We start from the raw sequence: 17,266 nt of genomic DNA on the forward strand, positions 1-17,266 counted from the left end.
TCCTTGCCTGAGGGACACACCCTCCACCGGATCGCCCGGCTGCATCAGGAGCGGCTTTCCGGTGGGGTGGTGCGGGTTTCGAGTCCACAGGGGCGCTTCACCGAGGGTGCGGCGCGGGTGGACGGGCAGGTGCTGGAGTCGGCCGAGGCCTACGGCAAGCACCTGCTGCATCACTACGCGTCCGGGCTGACGGTGCACGTGCACCTCGGCCTGTACGGCACCTTCAGCGAGGCCGAGCTGCCGATGGCGGCGCCGGTCGGCCAGGTGCGGATGCGGATGCTGGGCGCCGCAACGGATTTCGGCACCGACCTGCGCGGGCCGACCGCCTGCGAGGTCCTGCTGCCACCCGAGGTCGACGCGCTCACCGCCCGCCTCGGCGCCGACCCGCTGCGGCCCGACGCCGATCACGAACGCGCGGGCGCGCGGATCCGCCGCTCCCGCAGGGCGATCGGCGCGCTGCTGATGGATCAGTCGATCATCGCCGGCGTCGGCAACGTCTACCGCGCGGAAGTGCTGTTCCGGCACGGAATCTCCCCGTTCCGGCCCGGCACCTCGATCAGCGCCGCCGAATGGGACGCGCTGTGGGCCGACCTCGTCGACCTGATGCCGGTGGGCGTGGCCACCGGCCGCATGCACGTCGTCCGCCCCGAACACGACACCGGCGCACCGTCCTACGCCCAGGACCGCCCCCGCACCTACGTCTACCGCCGCCAGGGCGAACCCTGCCGCGTCTGCGGCACCCCCGTGGCCCACCAGGTGATGGACGCCCGAAACCTTTTCTGGTGCCCCACCTGCCAGCCCCGCTGAGCTCGAGCATCGAGAAGGGTTGAGCCGGACCGCGAAGTGCAGGCTTCGCGATCCGACTCAGCCCGCGACCGCCGTTCCCAGTTCGGGGTCGCCCGATTCGGCGAGCGCGAAACGCCGCCCGCCCGCGGATTTCGCCGAATACATCGCGCGGTCGGCGCGACGCAGCAGGTCGGTGAAATCGCACGTCTTTCCCGGCGCGCAGAACGCCGTGCCCACGCTGGCCGAGACCGGTACCGGCCCCGCGCTCGACCACACCGGGTCGCGCAGCGCCGCCACCACGCGGTGCGCCAGCTCGCCGAGCGTGTCGCGCCGCGGATTGGCCGCGACGACGAACTCGTCGCCGCCGTACCGGCAGATCACCGTGTCGGGCGGGCACACCTCGCGCAGCCGGTTGGCCAGTTCGACCAGTACCTCGTCGCCGATCGCGTGTCCGTAGCCGTCGTTGATCTGCTTGAACCGATCCAGGTCGACCACCAGCACGCCGACACCACGGGTGGGGTCGGCCGCGAAGGCGCGGACCCGTTCCTGCAGCAGCGTGCGGTTGGCCAGATCGGTGAGCGCGTCGTGGGTTGCCTCGTGGCGGAGGCGATGCTGCAGCGCGGCGATCTCCTGAACGCGCAGCGACACCTTCGCCGAAATGTTCTGTTCCTGCTGCGCGAGCGCGCGTTCCTGCAACGCCTGCGCGTAACTGTCGATGGCCTGGCTGGCGACCAGCGGCCACCGGGTGGCGACCAGCGAGCCCGGCACACCGGACGGGAACCCGAGCAGCCAGCGGGTGGCATGTGCCAGCATCCGGGTTCGTTCGAAGGGCGCCTCGGCAAGCCGGGCGCCGAGCATGCGCGCCTGTGGCACCGGGAACGGTTCGGTCCGCGCCAGGTGCAGCAGCCGCTCGACGATGTCGACGAGCACCGGCTCCAGCTGGTGCGGCGCCGTGGACGAACCCGGTTCGGCGCACACCGCACGGGCCCAGGCGCGGGCCATGGCGGCGACCGGTGGCTCGATGTGGACAGTCATCGAGATCACCGGCGGTCGGTGGCGACGGGCATGCCACCTCGATCGTTCGCACTGCTACGCGGTTGAGTCCACCGAGTTCGGTACACGCTCACCGCCCCCTTTCCAGATACCCCCGTCCGGCAAAAAGGATCCTAGCAAGCCACCCGAGACCGAAATGGCGCGCAATAGAACGCGTTGCAGGTCTCTCGCGAATGGCGATCGGCTATGACATCGCTACAGCCGCTCCGGTGTTACACACTTCCCCGAAAAACTTTGGAAGCATCGAAACGTGCAGCGTGTTGCCCCTCCGGTGGGGGTGGACGTTGCGTCGCCAATGGTTCCTCCTGGCACAGGGGCGGGTCGTGACAAAGCGGCCGAGTGACCGATGGCTCCCCCCGACAAGGAGCCGTCACGCGCCATCTCATGGTGGCCTACTCGCCGCCCCCATGCCAGGTTTTTGAGGAAAATTCTCCTATTTATTCCCCCGGTGGAGCAGGCGCCGGTCCCCATGGGCGCGCACAGACAATGGTGTCCGGGCGGGGGTGGGATTAATAGGGTCATTAGGCCCTAATCGGGCACCTGGGGCGACGGGGCCGAGCGCCGTGCGCGCCGGCGCGGCGCCGTGCTCGCCCGGGGGCGGATTGGCGTTTCTCGCGCGGGATTCGGTACAGTCGTGGCGCACACGACATCGTGGCGATCCCATCGATGTCGTATGCCTGCGGGTGTAGTTCAATGGTAGAACCTCAGCCTTCCAAGCTGATGGTGCGGGTTCGATTCCCGTCACCCGCTCAAACATGTATTCCCTCGACGGCGTCTCGCCTGCGAGGCCTCGGGGTGTAGCGCAGCTTGGTAGCGCATCCGCTTTGGGAGCGGAGGGTCGCAGGTTCAAATCCTGTCACCCCGACCATCACCAGTTCGCCCATTCGGCCGGTTGTGTCAGCGCGCTAGGAGTGCCCATGTCCCAGGAACGCAAGGTCGCGATCGTCACCGGTGCCGCGCGCGGTATCGGCGCCGCCGTCGCGGGCAGGCTCGCCGCCGACGGATTCGCCGTCGCCGTCCTCGATCTCGACGAGGCCGCCTGCGTCAACACCGTCACCGCCATCGAGGCCGCCGGTGGCGCCGCGCTGGCCGTCGGCGCCGACGTCGCCGACGAAGCGGCCGTGGCCGCGGCGGTCGAGCGCGTGGCCGCCGAGCTGGGCGCGCCGACCGTGCTGGTCAACAACGCCGGTGTGCTGCGCGACAACCTGCTGTTCAAGATGTCGGTCGACGACTGGGACACCGTCATGAACGTGCACCTGCGCGGTGCCTTCCTGATGACCCGCGCCGTGCAGAAGTACATGGTCGAGGCGAAGTACGGCCGCGTCGTGAACCTGTCGAGCACCTCCGCGCTCGGCAACCGCGGCCAGGCCAACTACTCCGCCGCCAAGGCGGGCATGCAGGGCTTCACCAAGACCCTGGCCTTCGAGCTCGGCAAGTTCGGCGTCACCGCCAACGCCATCGCCCCCGGCTTCATCGAGACCGAGATGACCGCGGCCACCGCGGCCCGCGTCGGCGCCGACTTCGAGGCGTTCAAGCAGGCCGCCGCCGCGCAGATCCCGGTCAACCGGGTGGGCACCCCGGCCGACATCGCGCACACCGCCTCGTTCCTCGTGAGCGAGGGCGCCGGGTTCGTCTCCGGTCAGGTCATCTACGTCGCCGGCGGGCCCAAGGACTGACGCGAAGACCGAGGGGTGCCAGGAATTTTCACGATTCCTACCTGCCGGTAGCGTCGCCGCTCTTACTGTTACCCCCGATAACGGTCGGGGTGTGACTCGGGAGGCTGTGCGGCGTGGGAAAGTGGGCGGTCTTCGGCGCCGCGGTGGTACTGGCCGGATCGATGTCCACCGGAATCGCCGGGGCGGCACCGCGCAGCTGCGACGGACCCGGCTGGGTGGGCAGCTGGATGGCCGCGCCGTCCGATTCCCTCAGTGCCGCGGACCCGTCGCTGATTCCCCAGCTGTCGATCTCGGATCAGACCTACCGCGTGGTGATCACCCCGCATCGGGGCGGATCGGAACTGCGGGTCCACCTGACCAACCGCACCCGGCCGATCGCGATGGGCGTAGGCCGCGTGACCGTCGCGAATCAGACCGTGGGCGCGGACGTGCACCCAGACTCCGTGCGTGAGGTGACCTTCGGCGGCGCGCGAGCGGTGACCATCCCGCCGTGGAGCGACGTGGTAAGCGACCCGGTCCAGCTCGATGTCGCCGCGTTCGCGCCACTGGCGGTGAGCGTGCACGTGCCCGGGCTCGCGGTGCTGCCGACCGAACACTTCAACGGCAACGCCACCAGCTACTACAGCCTGCCGTTCGCCGGTGATCGCACCGCCGATCCGTCGGGCGCGCGGCTGCCCCTGAGCACCACCGCGGTCCCGCTGGTCTCCGGCCTCGACGTCGAGGCTCCGGCGGGGGTCTCGGCCATCGTGGCGTTCGGCGACTCCATCACCGACGGATACGTCTCGGCCAACTACCTCGGCACGCCGCAGGACCCGGGCGTGGTCGACCGGAACGTGCGCTACCCGGACTTCCTGCAGCGCCGCCTCGACGCGGCGGGCAAGCCGTTCAGTGTGCTCAACGCGGGGATCTCCGGCAATCGGGTCACCCGCGACGGGTTCATCCCGCAGTTCGGCCCCCGGGCCACCGCCCGGCTGCAGGCCGATGTCATCGACAAGGCCGGGGTCGGCGACGTGATCGTGCTCGAGGGCATCAACGACCTGGGTATCCCCATCGGGGCGAGCTACGAGGAGATCGTCACCGGCTACACCGACATCATCGGGCGCCTGCGTGCCGCCGGGTTGCGCGTGCACCTGGGCACCATCCTGCCCACGAGCAACGCGCTGGCCGACGGCATGCTGACGCTGCCGTACGCGAATCCGGTCCGGCAGCGGATCAACGCGTGGATCCGGACGCAGGAATTGTCCGACAGCGTCATCGATTTCGACGCGGCGCTGCGGGACCCGGCGAATCCGGACGTCCTGGATCCGCGCTACGCGGGCCCGGACAACCTACATCCGAACGCGGCGGGCTACCGGGCGATGGCCGACGCGGTCGACCTCGATCGGTTCACCCCGGCCTGCGGCTGACGCCTCAGGCGCAGCGGAAGCGGAACTCGGCGCCCACCCCGGTCCCCGCGGCCACCTGCAGGCGCACCGGGTCCACATCGGCCAGCGCGCAACCGCCCGGCACCGTGATCACCTTCGCCTCGTAGCAGCCGTCGGGCAGGGCCGCGGTGGCGCGGCCGTCGGCGCCGCTGGTCAGGGTCGTCACGACCTGGCTCTCGCCGCAGCGGGTGACGGCGATCTCGGCCCGGTTGACCGGGATCGGATCGCGGCCGGTGAACGCCAGGACGGTGAGTGTCCCCGCGGTGCTCGTCCCCGGCGGGGCCGGATCGGCGGCGACCACGCCCGCGCCGACCAGTGGGCAGAGCACGGACAGGGCGAGCAATGTTCGGCGCATGAACCTCTCCTCGGCGGTGAGTGGGTCGTCCGCCGTGATGGTAGGCCGTTTTCCGCCAGTGACGGTTCGTCGTCGCGGGATGTCGAGTTGACGATTCGGCGACGATCCGGGCGCGGCGGCGCCATCGTGCCCGACCCCGAGCACATCATCACCGGTGGCCACGACAACAAGACCGCGCGGACCGTCGCTGTGCACGAGGGCGAAGTGCTGAACGAGCGGGCCCTCGGCGCCATGCTGAAGCAGATCATCGCCGACAATCGCGCCGGTGGCTGGCGCGCGATCAAGAAGGAACGCGGCGAGGTCTAGCCGGTGGGGGTGATGCCGGCGCGCTCGCTCCAGATCTGTTCGGCGGGGACCGAGACGGTGGTCAGCTCCGGGTAGCGCAGCGCCGACAGGGTGCCGCCGAAGACGGCGCCGGTATCCAGGCACAGTGTGTTGTTGACCCAGGTCAGCTTGGTGACGGGGGTGTGGCCGTAGAGCACCGTGGCGGCGCCGCGATAGTCCTTGGCCCAGTCGTAGCGGATGGGCAGGCCGTGCTCGTCGTAGTCGCCGGTGGGGTGGCCGTAGAGGGCGAACGAGCGGGCGCGGCCCGAGGTGCTGCCGTGCAGGCTCTCCGGCAGGCCGGCGTGCGCGACGACGAGGCGCCCGCCGTCGAGCAGATAGTGGCTGGGCAGGTCGTGCAGGAAACTCAGTGCGGCCGAACGGAATTCGGTGTCCTCGTCGGCCAGCTGGGCCAGTGACAGCTCGAGTCCGTGCGCGATCCGGACATTGCGGCCGTCCAGGGCGCGCCGGAGTTTGTCGTCGTGATTGCCGGTGACGCACAGCGCGGTCCGCGCCGCCACCATGCCCATCGCCAGGCGCAGCACGCCCGGGGTGTCGGGGCCGCGGTCGACCAGATCGCCGACGAAGACCACCGTGCGACCGGCCGGATGGGCGGCGTCGACCGGGCGGCCCCGCTCGTCGCGGACGATCGTGTAGCCGAGCTCGCCGAGCAGGGTCTCCAGTTCGCCGCGGCAGCCGTGGACGTCGCCGATCACGTCGAAGGGGCCGGTGAGGTCGCGACGATCACGGGGGAGGGTGTGGGGGCGGCGGGGCTCGGTCATCGATTCCATCGTCGTGCAGGCCGGGCCCGCGCTGCAACCGCGTTACGTCACAGTGGGGATCGCCGCGTCGGGCCACACCCAGTCGGCGACGACCGGGATGTCGGCGCCGTGTTCGCGGGTCCAGCGCCGCGCGACGAGCCGGGCGTCGACCATCTCCTGCCGCAGCCCGGCCGCCTGTTCGCGCAGGCCCGGCACCCGGTCGATCACGTCCAGGACCAGGTGGAAGCGGTCGAGGTCGTTGAGCATCACCATGTCGAAGGGGGTGGTGGTCGTGCCCTTCTCCTTGTATCCGCGCACGTGCAGGTTGGCGTGGTTGGTGCGGCGGTAGGTGAGCCGGTGCACCAGCCAGGGGTAGCCGTGGAAGGCGAAGATCACCGGGCGGTCGGTGGTGAACAACGCGTCGAACTCGGCGTCGGACAGGCCGTGCGGGTGTTCGTCGGCGGGCAGCAGGCGCATCAGGTCGACCACGTTGACCACCCGGATCCGCAGCTGCGGCAGCCGATCCCGCAGGATCGCGGCGGCGGCCAGGGTTTCCAGCGTGGGGATGTCGCCCGCGCATCCGAGCACGACGTCGGGGGTGCTGCCCAGCTCGTCGTTGTGGCAGGCCCACTCCCAGATCCCGGCGCCCCTGGCGCAGTGCACCGCGGCCTCCGGCACCGAGAGCCAGTCGGGACCCGGCTGTTTGCCCGCGACGACGACATTCGCGTAGTGCAGCGAGCGCAGGCAGTGGTCGTAGGTGGACAGCAAGGTGTTCGCGTCCGACGGCAGATACACCCGCACGATCTCGGGGCTCTTGTTCGCCACCACGTCGAGGAAGCCAGGGTCCTGATGGGTGAAGCCGTTGTGGTCCTGCCGCCAGACGTGCGAGGTGAGCAGGTAGTTCAGGCTGGGGATCTTGCGCCGCCACGGCACCGCCAGGCTGGCGTCGAGCCATTTGGCGTGCTGGTTGAACATGGCGTCGACGATGTGGATGAACGCCTCGTAGCAGGTGAACACCCCGTGCCTGCCGGTGAGCAGATACCCCTCGAGCAGGCCCTGGCACATGTGCTCGGAGAGCACTTCCACGGCCCGGCCCACCGGCGACAGGTCCACATCCCAGCGGCCCACCTCGGCCTGCCAGTCGCGGCCGGTCACCTCGAGCACGTCCTGGAGCCGGTTGCTGACCAGCTCGTCGGGGGCGAGGACCAGGAAATCGCGCTCGTTGCGGGCGGTGACATCGCGCAGCCAGCCGCCGAGCACCCGGGTGGCCTCGTGCTGGGTGGCGCCCGGCCGCTCGACGGTGACGCCGTACGCGCGCCAGTCGGGCAGGTCCAGATCGCGTACCAGCAGGCCGCCGTTGGCCACCGGGTTCAGGCTCATCGGCTGGTCCGGGACCTGTGCGAGCAGCGCGGGCACCGGGGCGCCCGCGTCGTCGAACAGTTCCTCGGGCCGGTAGGAACGCAGCCACTCCTCCAGCACCCGGCGATGCCGCGGGTCGGTCCTGGCCGCGGGCAGTGGCACCTGGTGCGCGCGGAAGGTGCCCTCGACACGTTCGCCGTCGACGACCGGGGGACAGGTCCAGCCCTTCGGGGTGTGCAGCACGATCATCGGCCAGCGCGGGCGGGACATGTCACCGTCCACGCGCGCCGCGCGCTGGAACTCGGCGATCCGGTCCAGACAGGTCTCCATCGCGGTGGCCATCGCCTGATGCACCGGCGCCGGGTCGTCACCGGAGACGATCAGCGGTTCGTAGCCGTACCCGCGCAGCAGCGAGACCAGCTCGTCCTCCGGAATGCGGGCGAGAATCGTGGGATTGGCGATCTTGTACTCGTTGAGCGCCAGGATCGGCACCACCGCGCCGTCGCGGCCCGCGTTGAGGAACTTGTTCGCGTGCCAGCTGCCCGCCAGCGGGCCGGTCTCGGCCTCGCCGTCGCCGATCACGCAGAAGACCGTGAGATCGGGATTGTCGAGGGCGGCGCCGTAGGCGTGCAGCAGGCTGTAGCCGAGTTCACCGCCCTCGTGGAACGAGCCGGGGGTCTCCGGCGCGCAGTGGCTCGGCACGCCGCCGGGGAAGGAGAACTGGTGGAACAGCCTGCGCATGCCGTCGGCGTCGCGCGGGATGTCGGGATAGAGCTCGGCGTAGGCGCCCTCGAGCCAGGCGCAGGCATTGGGGCCGGGACCACCGTGGCCGGGGCCGGCCACGTACACCGCGTTCAGGTCGCGGGCCCGGATCAGCCGATTGGCGTGCGCCCACACCAGATTCAGGCCTGGCACGGTCCCGAAATGGCCCAGCAGCCGGGGTTTGACGTCCTGCTCGCGCAGCGGTGCCCGCAGCAGCGGGTTGCTCATCAGATAGATCTGGCCGACCGCCAGATAGTTCGCCGCGCGCCACCAGGTGTCGACCGCGACGAGTTCCTCGCGCGAGAGCGGCCCCGCGGCGTCGGTGAGGACATAGGGCTTCGGGGCGACGGTCTCGCCCTCGCCGCCGCCCACATCGTCGGCGGCGGTGTCGGCGTGGATATCGCGGGTCCGGGTCATCGCGGACTCTCCTCGTACTCGGTGAGCTGCGGCGCGACCGCGCCGCCGGGACCTGTCCGTGGCGCCGATCGGCACTCGGCGTCACCGGTGGAGATACGCATCGCCGAGCCTACCGCCGCCGTGCACTACTGTGCGGGCCATGCATTCTCTCGGCAGGATCATCGGCATCGGACTCGTCGCTGCGGCCGCGGTCGCGACGGCGGCGTGTGGCTCGTCGGATTCGGACTCGGCGAGCTCGCCGAGCACCAGCACCGCCGCGGGCGCGCCGACCGCGAGCAAGGGCCGCGAGTGCACCGCCGACGACGTGAAGGTCAGCGGCGGCTACGGCGACGCACCGGAGATCACCATCCCCGATTCCTGCGACCCGCCGACCACCCTGATCGTCAAGGACCTGGTCCCCGGCAACGGCCCCGGCGCCGCGGCGGGCCAGCCGCTGACCATGAACTACGCGCTGGTCACCTGGTCGGACAAGCAGACCCTCGACAGTTCCTTCAAGCGCGGCAAGCCCTTCGGGCTGACCCTCGGCGCCGGCCAGGTCATCGAGGGCTGGGACCAGGGTCTGCTCGGCGTGCAGCAGGGTGCGCGCCGGCTGCTGATCGTGCCGCCGAACCTCGGCTACGGCGCGGGCGGCAACGGCGTCGCGCCGAACGAGACGCTGGTCTTCGTCACCGATGCGGTGCAGGTCGGCCGCTAGCCGAGACGCCGATTGCACGGCCGCGAGGGCGGTCAACTACCCTGGTCGGGATGCGTTCGCCGCACCCGATTCAGGGCGCGACGTCCCATGCGGGGACACCACTGAACTACGAACCAAGGAGCATGTCCGTGAAGAGCACCGTCGAGCAGCTGAGCCCGACCCGGGTCCGGATCAACGTCGAGGTGCCCTTCGAGGAGCTGAAGCCCGACTTCGACAAGGCGTACAAGGCGCTGGCCCAGCAGGTCCGTATCCCCGGCTTCCGTCCGGGCAAGGCCCCGGCCAAGCTGATCGAGACCCGTGTCGGCCGTGGCGCCGTGCTGGAGCAGGTCGTCAACGACGCGCTGCCGGGCCGCTACGCCGAGGCCGTGCAGTCCACCGAGGTGAAGGTCATCGGCCAGCCCGAGATCGAGATCACCAAGATCGAGGACGGCGAGGAGCTGGCGTTCACCGCCGAGGTCGACGTGCGCCCCGAGATCGCGCTGCCGGACTACTCGGGCCTCGAGGTCACCGTCGACGCGTTCACCATCGAGGACGCCGACATCGAGCAGCAGCTCACCTCGCTGCGTCAGCGCTTCGGCACCCTGACCGGTGTCGAGCGCGCGGTGCAGGACGGCGACTTCGTGTCGATCGACCTCTCGGCCACCGTCGACGGTGAGGACGTCCCCGAGGCGGCCACCACCGGCCTGTCGCACGAGGTCGGTTCGGGTCAGCTGATCGAGGGCCTCGACGAGGCGATCACCGGTCTGAAGGCCGGCGAGTCCGCCGAGTTCACCTCCACCCTGGTGGCGGGCGAGCACGCCGGTAAGGAAGCCGTCATCACCGTCACCGTGCAGTCGGTGAAGGAGCGCGAGCTGCCCGAGGCCGACGACGAGTTCGCCCAGCTGGCCAGCGAATTCGACACCATCGACGAGCTCAAGGAAGACCTGAAGGGCCGCGTCGAGCGGACCAAGAAGGTCGAGCAGGCCGGTCAGATCCGCGACAAGGTGCTCGACACCCTGCTCGAGACCGTCGAGGTCCCGCTGCCCGAGGCCGTGGTCAAGGCCGAGGTCGACGCGGTGCTGCACGACGCCGTCCACGGCTTCGACCACGACGAGGCCAAGCTGGCCGAGGCGCTCGAGGCGCAGGGCTCCTCCCGCGAGGAGTTCGACAAGGACACCCAGGAAGCCGCCGAGAAGTCGGTGAAGACCCAGCTGCTGCTCGACGCCATCGCCGAGGCCGAGAACACCCAGGTCGGCCAGCAGGAGCTGACCGAGCGGATCCTGTTCCAGGCGCAGCGCTACGGCATGTCGCCGGAGCAGTTCATCCAGCAGGTGCAGCAGGCCGGTCAGCTCGGCGCGGTGTTCGCCGACGTCCGTCGCGGCAAGGCGCTGGCCGGTGTCGTGGGCCAGGTCAAGGTCACCGACTCCGAGGGCAATGTGGTCGACACCACCGAAATGTTCGGTGACCCGGCCGATTCCGCCGAGACCGAGCAGGCCGAGGCGGCTGCCGAATAAGTTGTGGCGGCGTGATTTGATTGCGCTGTGAGGGAGCGAAGCGAGCGAACCGGCTGCGCAGCGCGCCTCGCGCACAGTGCGATCGAGCGGAGCGAGATTGCGCTGTGAGCGAAGAAGGGCGGTACCGGGAGTTCGGTGCCGCCCTGCTTCGTTAGTGTTTGTGACGACGAACCGTATGGCCGTAGCAAATCGGTGAGAAGAGAAGGCAGGTATCCGTGACAATCAACCAGGCAGGGGTCATGACAGCCGCTACTGCTGGTCTCAACCTCAGTGATTCGGTGTACGAGCGGCTGCTGCGCGAGCGCATCATCTTCCTGGGCACCCAGGTGGACGACGACATCGCGAACAAGCTGTGCGCGCAGATCCTGCTGCTCTCGGCCGAGGATCCCACCAAGGACATCTCCCTCTACATCAACTCCCCGGGTGGCTCGGTCACCGCGGGCATGGCCATCTACGACACGATGCAGTTCGCCGAGTGCGACATCAAGACCGTGGCGATGGGTCTGGCCGCGTCGATGGGGCAGTTCCTGCTCACCGCGGGCACCAAGGGCAAGCGTTTCGCGCTGCCGCACACCCGGATCATGATGCACCAGCCGTCGGCGGGCATCGGTGGTTCGGCGGCCGACATCGCGATCATGGCCGAGCAGTTCGCCCACACCAAGCGCGAGCTCAACGAGCTGCAGTCGCTGCACACCGGCAAGTCGGTGGAGCAGGTGACCGAGGACGCGGACCGCGACCGCTGGTTCACGGCGAAGGAAGCCCTGGAGTACGGCTTCATCGACCACGTGGTCACCCACGCGAACCAGGCGAAGTAACGCCGCCGTCCCCCCTCACTCGAGACCAAGCTTGGAGATAAAGATGGCCAACCTCTTCGACCCGCGCGCCGGACATGGCGGCTCCGCTGCGGGCCTCCCGCAGGCGCGCTACATCCTGCCGCAGTTCACCGAGCAGACCTCGTTCGGTGTCAAGACGTCGGACCCGTACAACAAGCTCTTCGAGGAGCGCATCATCTTCCTGGGCAACCAGGTCGACGACGTCTCGGCGAACGACATCATGGCGCAGCTGCTGGTGCTGGAGTCCCAGGACCCCGACCGCGACATCACCATGTACATCAACTCGCCCGGTGGCTCGTTCACCGCGCTGATGGCGATCTACGACACCATGCAGTACGTCCGCCCCGACGTGGTGACGGTGTGCCTGGGTCAGGCCGCCTCGGCCGCCGCGGTGCTGCTGGCCGCCGGTGCGCCGGGTAAGCGCGCCGCGCTGCCCAACGCGCGCATCCTGATCCACCAGCCGTCCTCGGGCGGCGTGCAGGGCCAGGTGTCCGACCTCGAGATCGCCGCGGCCGAGATCGAGCGGATGCGCCGCCTGATGGAGGTCACCATCGCGCGCCACACCGGCAAGTCCGAGGAGCAGGTCCGCAAGGACACCGACCGCGACAAGATCCTGACGGCCGAGGAGGCCAAGGACTACGGCATCGTGGACCAGGTCTTCGACTACCGGAAGCTCAGCGGTCAGAAGTGACACGCCCGGGCCCGTCGCCCGATCTGGGCGGCGGGCCCACCATTTTTCGACCGTGGGCCTCACAATGGTGAGAACCCGCACAACCGTTCACAGAAACATGCGCGAGTTGTCGACCTCTCTCGCGCACACCAGGTACGGTCGACTCAGGGACCATTGCTCTGATTGACGGCACCGAAACGTATTTCCGGCCCAATCGGGGGACGACGGTCGCACTCGGAAAAGGAAGTAGGGACCTACGAGATGGCGCGCATCGGAGACGGCGGCGATCTGCTCAAGTGCTCGTTCTGCGGAAAGAGCCAGAAGCAGGTCAAGAAGCTCATCGCGGGCCCCGGTGTCTATATCTGCGACGAGTGCATCGACCTCTGCAACGAGATCATCGAGGAAGAGCTGGCCGAGTCGAGCGAGGTCAAGCTCGACGAACTGCCCAAGCCGTCGGAGATCCGGGATTTCCTGGAGAACTACGTCATCGGGCAGGACACGGCCAAGCGCACCCTCGCGGTCGCGGTGTACAACCACTACAAGCGCATCCAGGCCGGCGACAAGGGCCGCGACAGCCGCGGCGAGACCGTCGAGCTGGCCAAGTCGAACATCCTGATGCTCGGCCCCACCGGCTGCGGTAAGACCTACCTCGCGCAGACCCTGGCGAAGATGCTGAACGTGCCGTTCGCCATCGCCGACGCCACGGCGCTCACCGAGGCGGGCTACGTCGGCGAGGACGTCGAGAACATCCTGCTGAAGCTGATCCAGGCCGCCGACTACGACGTCAAGCGCGCCGAGACCGGCATCATCTACATCGACGAGGTCGACAAGATCGCCCGCAAGAGCGAGAACCCGTCGATTACCCGCGACGTCTCCGGTGAGGGCGTACAGCAGGCGCTGCTGAAGATCCTGGAGGGCACCCAGGCGAGTGTGCCGCCGCAGGGCGGTCGCAAGCACCCGCACCAGGAGTTCATCCAGATCGACACCACCAACGTGCTGTTCATCGTGGCGGGCGCGTTCGCGGGCCTGGAGAAGATCATCTCCGACCGCACCGGTCACCGCGGGATCGGCTTCGGCGCCGAGGTGCGCTCCAAGGCGGAGGTCGACACCGACGACCACTTCGCCGACGTGATGCCGGAGGACCTGATCAAGTTCGGTCTGATCCCCGAGTTCATCGGCCGCCTGCCGGTCGTGGCCTCGGTGACCAACCTGGACAAGGACTCGCTGGTCAAGATCCTCTCGGAGCCGAAGAACGCGCTGGTCAAGCAGTACGTGCGGCTGTTCGAGATGGACGGGGTGGACCTGGAGTTCACCAACGACGCGCTCGAGGCCGTCGCGGATCAGGCGATCCTGCGTGGCACCGGCGCCCGTGGCCTGCGCGCCATCATGGAGGAAGTCCTGCTGCCGGTGATGTACGACATCCCCGGCCGTGACGACGTCGCCAAGGTGGTCGTGAACGCCGACACCGTCACCGAGAACGTGCTGCCGACGATCGTCCCGCGCAAGACCCAGCGCACCGAGCGTCGCGAGAAGTCGGCGTAAGGATCGCCCACAGGTCAGAGAAGAGGGCCCGTACTCCCGAAGGAGTACGGGCCCTCTTTTCGTTCGGGGGCGCGGTTCGTCAGCCCTCGCGGAAGGAAGGCGCGGCGGCCAGCAGATCCGCCTCGTCCTCGGCGGGGATCTCGGCCGAGGCGCGGGCGATGGCGGTGCTGTAGCGCGCGCTGGCGGCGTTGTGGATCATCAGGGCCACGCCGATCATCACCGGGGCCACGGCGTGCACGGCGGCGTCGTACCAGTGCCGCGCGCTCAGGTGCGGATAGGTGTTCAGGGCGATGGTGAGGGTGAGCAGGAACAGCTCGGCGACCAGCACCTGGGTGCGGTTGCCCATCACGCCCCACTCGGCCACCCGGGTGGTACCGATCATGATGATGACCAGGCAGACGCTGATCATGGCCTCCAAGCCGAAGCTGGCCCAGTAGAGCGGGTCGCTCGGGCCGCCGGGGGCGATGTTGTGCTGCACGTTCACCGCCGACCACAGCATGCCCGCGATCACCACGCCGGCGAGCGCGCGCAGCGACCAGGTGCGGTGCTGGTACAGCGAGGCCAGGCGGGCGCGCGGGTTGGATTCGCGGCGCTGGGCGGCGATGGCCTTGCGGGCCAGCATCAGATCGGCCATCTCGGCCCGTTCCAGCTCGGCGTTGGTCTCGCGCAGCCGGTCGGCGTGGGTGGAGGCCGCCTTGATCTGCTTCCAGCGCTGGTCGCGCTCGTAGGTGCGGATCTTCTCGGCGAGCTCCCGCTCGGCGCGCAGTTCGTCCTCGGACAGCGCGTCGGTCAGCGCCGGATCGGATTGGAACTCGATGCGCCTGCGGGCCCGTTCCACCCGGACGGGCAGTGCGACGACCTCGTCATCGAGCGGGTGTTCCTCGCGCATCGCAACTCCAGACAGCTGTGGGGGTTCGCCGGGTCGCGTCATTCTTGCGCATCGACGGGCCGGGCGTGCAATCGCGGGCCGATTCGGGGCCGGCCCGCGATGCGCGGAAACGTCTGGCGCACAACTGTGTAGCTGTAACCGCACGATCACGGGGAGCCGGTGACAACCGTCGGGACGGTCGCGCCCGGGGCCGAGGAGCGTCGTCGATCCTCCGTGGTTCGCCGTTGAACCTTGTCCCGTTTTGTGCTTCTGCTGATGTTTCGCCGCAGGTGGGTGCGGTGTTACGCGGCGGTTCTTTCGTCCGTTTCGTCCGCCTTGTAGGGCGTTCACCCATTACGACGGGCCCGACGCGCAAAACTCATCGGCGTATCCTCGCGGTGTGTCGGACTGATGCTGCCGATCCCGTGCTGTTTACTCGGTCCGTCAATCAGATGTTCGAGTGACGAGTGGAAGCGGAGGAGACATGGCACTGCCTACGATGACCGCCGAACAGCGCACCGAGGCGTTGGCCAAAGCGGCTGCCGTGCGCAAGGCGCGCTCGGAACTGATCGGCAAGGTGAAGGAGGGCAAGGTCACCGTCGCCGATCTGCTCAAGAAAGCCGACAGCGACGACCTGGTCAAGAAGACCAAGGTCGCCGCGGTGATCAAGGCGCTGCCGGGTGTCGGCCCGGTGAAGGCGGCCAAGCTGATGGATCAGGCCGAGATCCCCGAGGACCGCCGCATCGGTGGCCTCGGTGCTCGCCAGCGCGCGGCGCTGCTCGACGCCCTCGAGGCCTGAGCCGAATCGCGATCCGACGCCCGTGGGCACCACGGCCACGGGCGTCGGGACAGTTCGGCCCGCAGCGGATCACACGCAGTAGGTCAGCAGGAAATCGTTGATGCGCAGGCGCCAGCCCGGCTGCAGTTCGATGGGCAGGGTGCCGACGCGCGACCAGCGTTCGGAGTCGGGGGCGGCGAAGAACGTACCGGAGGTGGCGGGGGCCTCCCGGACGAAAACCTTGCCACGGTCGGGGGCGACGAAGGCATGGACCCGGGAGACGAGCCGGTCGCGTTCGATCAGGATCGGCGTGGCCGCGGCGGCCCGCACGGATTCGTCACCGGAGGGGTTACGGCCCAGGACGTAGGGCCGATCCAGGGGATAACTGAGCCCGTCCTCGGTGACCAGGGCGCCCCGGGGACTGCTCTGCTGCGTCCCCGTCTTACCCAGCGCGACGGGCTCGGCCCGCTTGGCCGCGTCGAGCGCTTGGGACCAGGCTAGCGGCGCGTTGGTGGCGGGCGTGTTGCGCGGACCGGTGCTGACGGTGGCGCCGTCGCCGGTGATCGGGCGCGACCCCGTACTCACGGTCTCGCCCTCGGCGTCGACGGTCTCGGCGGCGGGCGTGAAACCGGTCGCCGGTCCCGCGGTCGCGGTCTCGGCGCTGGGCGGAGTGAAGCCGGCGGTGGCGGGCCTGGCCTCGCCGTTCTCGGTGTGGTTCGCGGGGTCGCGCAGGGCACGGAAGCCGGTGGCCTCGGTGGGCGGCGGCTCGTCGATCGTCTCGACCCGGCGCGGCGCGGGATTGCGGCGGCGGCCCAGGGTGAGGACGAAGCCGTTGCCGTTGACGATGCCCGCGCGCAGATCGGTCCGGGGGTTGGCGCTGGTGGGGTCGGCCATCTCGGCACCCACCGCGATCCGGCGGACGGGTTCGCGGATGATCTCGTCGACCCAGGTGAAGGCCCGGTCGCCGGCCAGCCTGCGATTGCCCTCGGCGCCGGAGATCTCGGCGATCACCGCGCCGCGCAACAGGATCAGCATCCCGTCACCGGTCGGGGCGAGGACGCCGAACGGCGGCGGCGCCGAAGCGCCGCCGAAGACCACGCCGGCCAGCCGCTGGGCCAGCGCCGCTCCCGGCGCGGATGCCGCGGTGCTCATGGCGACGGTTTCGACCGCGCCGAGCAGGCGGTCGGTGGACGGTGTCTCCCCGGCGAGATAGACGACGACGTCGCCGAATCGGGCGACGATCCCGGTACCGGGCACGATGGCCACGGTAGACGAATGCGCGCGCATCAATGCCTCCTTGTCGGATTGGCCTCTGTCAGCATAGAGCGCTCGCGCGCGCGGCGATAAGGGTTGGGCGGGTGAACGGTCGGCGGCCGGGTGCGCGCGCGAGGCCGAGCGAGCCAGTGGCGCTACCGGTTTCGGTGGCGGCGCGCTCGCCCCGATGATCACCGCAGGTGGGCGAGGCGGAAGACGC

15 protein-coding genes, 2 tRNA genes and 1 pseudogene are annotated in these 17,266 nt (G+C 69.4%); 12 read left to right on the forward strand and 6 right to left on the reverse strand.

The window, feature by feature from the left end:
- The first annotated feature begins 3 nt into the window (after positions 1-3).
- Positions 4-807 (forward strand): Fpg/Nei family DNA glycosylase, encoded by an 804-nt coding sequence (locus EL493_RS11415; protein WP_022567172.1) that lies wholly within the window; start codon positions 4-6, stop codon positions 805-807.
- 57 nt (positions 808-864) lie between these two features.
- Here EL493_RS11415 and EL493_RS11420 read toward each other — a convergent pair whose 3' ends face one another.
- Positions 865-1,821 (reverse strand): GGDEF domain-containing protein, encoded by a 957-nt coding sequence (locus tag EL493_RS11420; protein ID WP_022567173.1) that lies wholly within the window; start codon positions 1,819-1,821, stop codon positions 865-867.
- A gap of 697 nt (positions 1,822-2,518) precedes the next feature.
- On the opposite strand from EL493_RS11420, the gene EL493_RS11425 reads away from it, so the two are divergent.
- From EL493_RS11425 to EL493_RS11440, 4 genes are all read left to right on the forward strand, one after another.
- Positions 2,519-2,589, forward strand: a tRNA-Gly gene (locus EL493_RS11425).
- Between the two features lie 41 nt (positions 2,590-2,630).
- A tRNA-Pro gene (locus EL493_RS11430) sits at positions 2,631-2,707 on the forward strand.
- 49 nt (positions 2,708-2,756) lie between these two features.
- On the forward strand, positions 2,757-3,515 hold the full coding sequence (locus tag EL493_RS11435; RefSeq protein WP_019045756.1) for an SDR family oxidoreductase: 759 nt from the start codon (positions 2,757-2,759) through the stop codon (positions 3,513-3,515).
- Positions 3,516-3,628: 113 nt separating this feature from the next.
- A complete protein-coding gene (locus EL493_RS11440) occupies positions 3,629-4,921 on the forward strand; it encodes a GDSL-type esterase/lipase family protein (protein ID WP_019045757.1) in 1,293 nt (430 codons plus the stop codon).
- A gap of 4 nt (positions 4,922-4,925) precedes the next feature.
- On the opposite strand, the gene EL493_RS11445 is transcribed toward EL493_RS11440, so the two are convergent.
- Positions 4,926-5,294 (reverse strand): hypothetical protein, encoded by a 369-nt coding sequence (locus EL493_RS11445; RefSeq protein WP_022567174.1) that lies wholly within the window; start codon positions 5,292-5,294, stop codon positions 4,926-4,928.
- An 87-nt stretch (positions 5,295-5,381) separates the two neighbouring features.
- Here EL493_RS11445 and EL493_RS11450 point away from each other — a divergent pair, with 87 nt between their 5' ends.
- The gene (locus tag EL493_RS11450; protein WP_197724368.1) at positions 5,382-5,600 is read left to right on the forward strand and encodes a hypothetical protein; all 219 of its coding nucleotides are present in this window, start codon (positions 5,382-5,384) and stop codon (positions 5,598-5,600) included.
- Between the two features lie 23 nt (positions 5,601-5,623).
- Here EL493_RS11450 and EL493_RS11455 read toward each other — a convergent pair.
- Both EL493_RS11455 and EL493_RS11460 read right to left on the reverse strand, forming a co-directional pair.
- Positions 5,624-6,370: pseudogene (locus EL493_RS11455) on the reverse strand (metallophosphoesterase); the annotation flags it as partial.
- 69 nt (positions 6,371-6,439) lie between these two features.
- Positions 6,440-8,914, reverse strand: a complete 2,475-nt coding sequence (locus tag EL493_RS11460; RefSeq protein ID WP_019045761.1) for a phosphoketolase family protein — start codon at positions 8,912-8,914, stop codon at positions 6,440-6,442.
- A gap of 139 nt (positions 8,915-9,053) precedes the next feature.
- Between EL493_RS11460 and EL493_RS11465 the strand changes: the two genes are divergently transcribed.
- From EL493_RS11465 to clpX, 5 genes are all read left to right on the forward strand, one after another.
- On the forward strand, positions 9,054-9,608 hold the full coding sequence (locus EL493_RS11465; protein ID WP_019045762.1) for an FKBP-type peptidyl-prolyl cis-trans isomerase: 555 nt from the start codon (positions 9,054-9,056) through the stop codon (positions 9,606-9,608).
- Between the two features lie 128 nt (positions 9,609-9,736).
- Entirely contained in the window at positions 9,737-11,101 is a 1,365-nt protein-coding gene (gene tig / locus EL493_RS11470; RefSeq protein ID WP_022567176.1) for a trigger factor, read from the forward strand.
- A gap of 239 nt (positions 11,102-11,340) precedes the next feature.
- Entirely contained in the window at positions 11,341-11,916 is a 576-nt protein-coding gene (locus EL493_RS11475; protein WP_030202569.1) for an ATP-dependent Clp protease proteolytic subunit, read from the forward strand.
- Positions 11,917-11,959: 43 nt separating this feature from the next.
- Positions 11,960-12,625: an ATP-dependent Clp protease proteolytic subunit gene (locus tag EL493_RS11480; RefSeq protein ID WP_019045765.1), complete on the forward strand. Its 666-nt coding sequence runs from the start codon at positions 11,960-11,962 to the stop codon at positions 12,623-12,625.
- Between the two features lie 240 nt (positions 12,626-12,865).
- Positions 12,866-14,146, forward strand: coding sequence for an ATP-dependent Clp protease ATP-binding subunit ClpX (clpX, locus tag EL493_RS11485; RefSeq protein ID WP_019045766.1), 1,281 nt, complete (start codon positions 12,866-12,868; stop codon positions 14,144-14,146).
- Between the two features lie 79 nt (positions 14,147-14,225).
- Here clpX and EL493_RS11490 read toward each other — a convergent pair whose 3' ends face one another.
- The gene (locus EL493_RS11490) at positions 14,226-15,035 is read right to left on the reverse strand and encodes a hypothetical protein (RefSeq protein WP_019045767.1); all 810 of its coding nucleotides are present in this window, start codon (positions 15,033-15,035) and stop codon (positions 14,226-14,228) included.
- Positions 15,036-15,498: 463 nt separating this feature from the next.
- On the opposite strand from EL493_RS11490, the gene mihF reads away from it, so the two are divergent.
- Positions 15,499-15,813 (forward strand): integration host factor, actinobacterial type, encoded by a 315-nt coding sequence (mihF, locus tag EL493_RS11495; protein WP_019045768.1) that lies wholly within the window; start codon positions 15,499-15,501, stop codon positions 15,811-15,813.
- A gap of 69 nt (positions 15,814-15,882) precedes the next feature.
- Here the strand turns inward: mihF and EL493_RS11500 are convergent, their stop codons facing one another.
- Positions 15,883-17,079 carry an FHA domain-containing protein gene (locus tag EL493_RS11500; protein ID WP_022567178.1) on the reverse strand — a complete coding sequence of 399 codons (1,197 nt, stop codon included), beginning with the start codon at positions 17,077-17,079 and terminating at the stop codon, positions 15,883-15,885.
- Between the last annotated feature and the right edge of the window lie 187 nt (positions 17,080-17,266).

The sequence above is a fragment of the Nocardia asteroides genome, assembly GCF_900637185.1.
Taxonomy (GTDB): Bacteria; Actinomycetota; Actinomycetes; order Mycobacteriales; family Mycobacteriaceae; genus Nocardia; species Nocardia asteroides.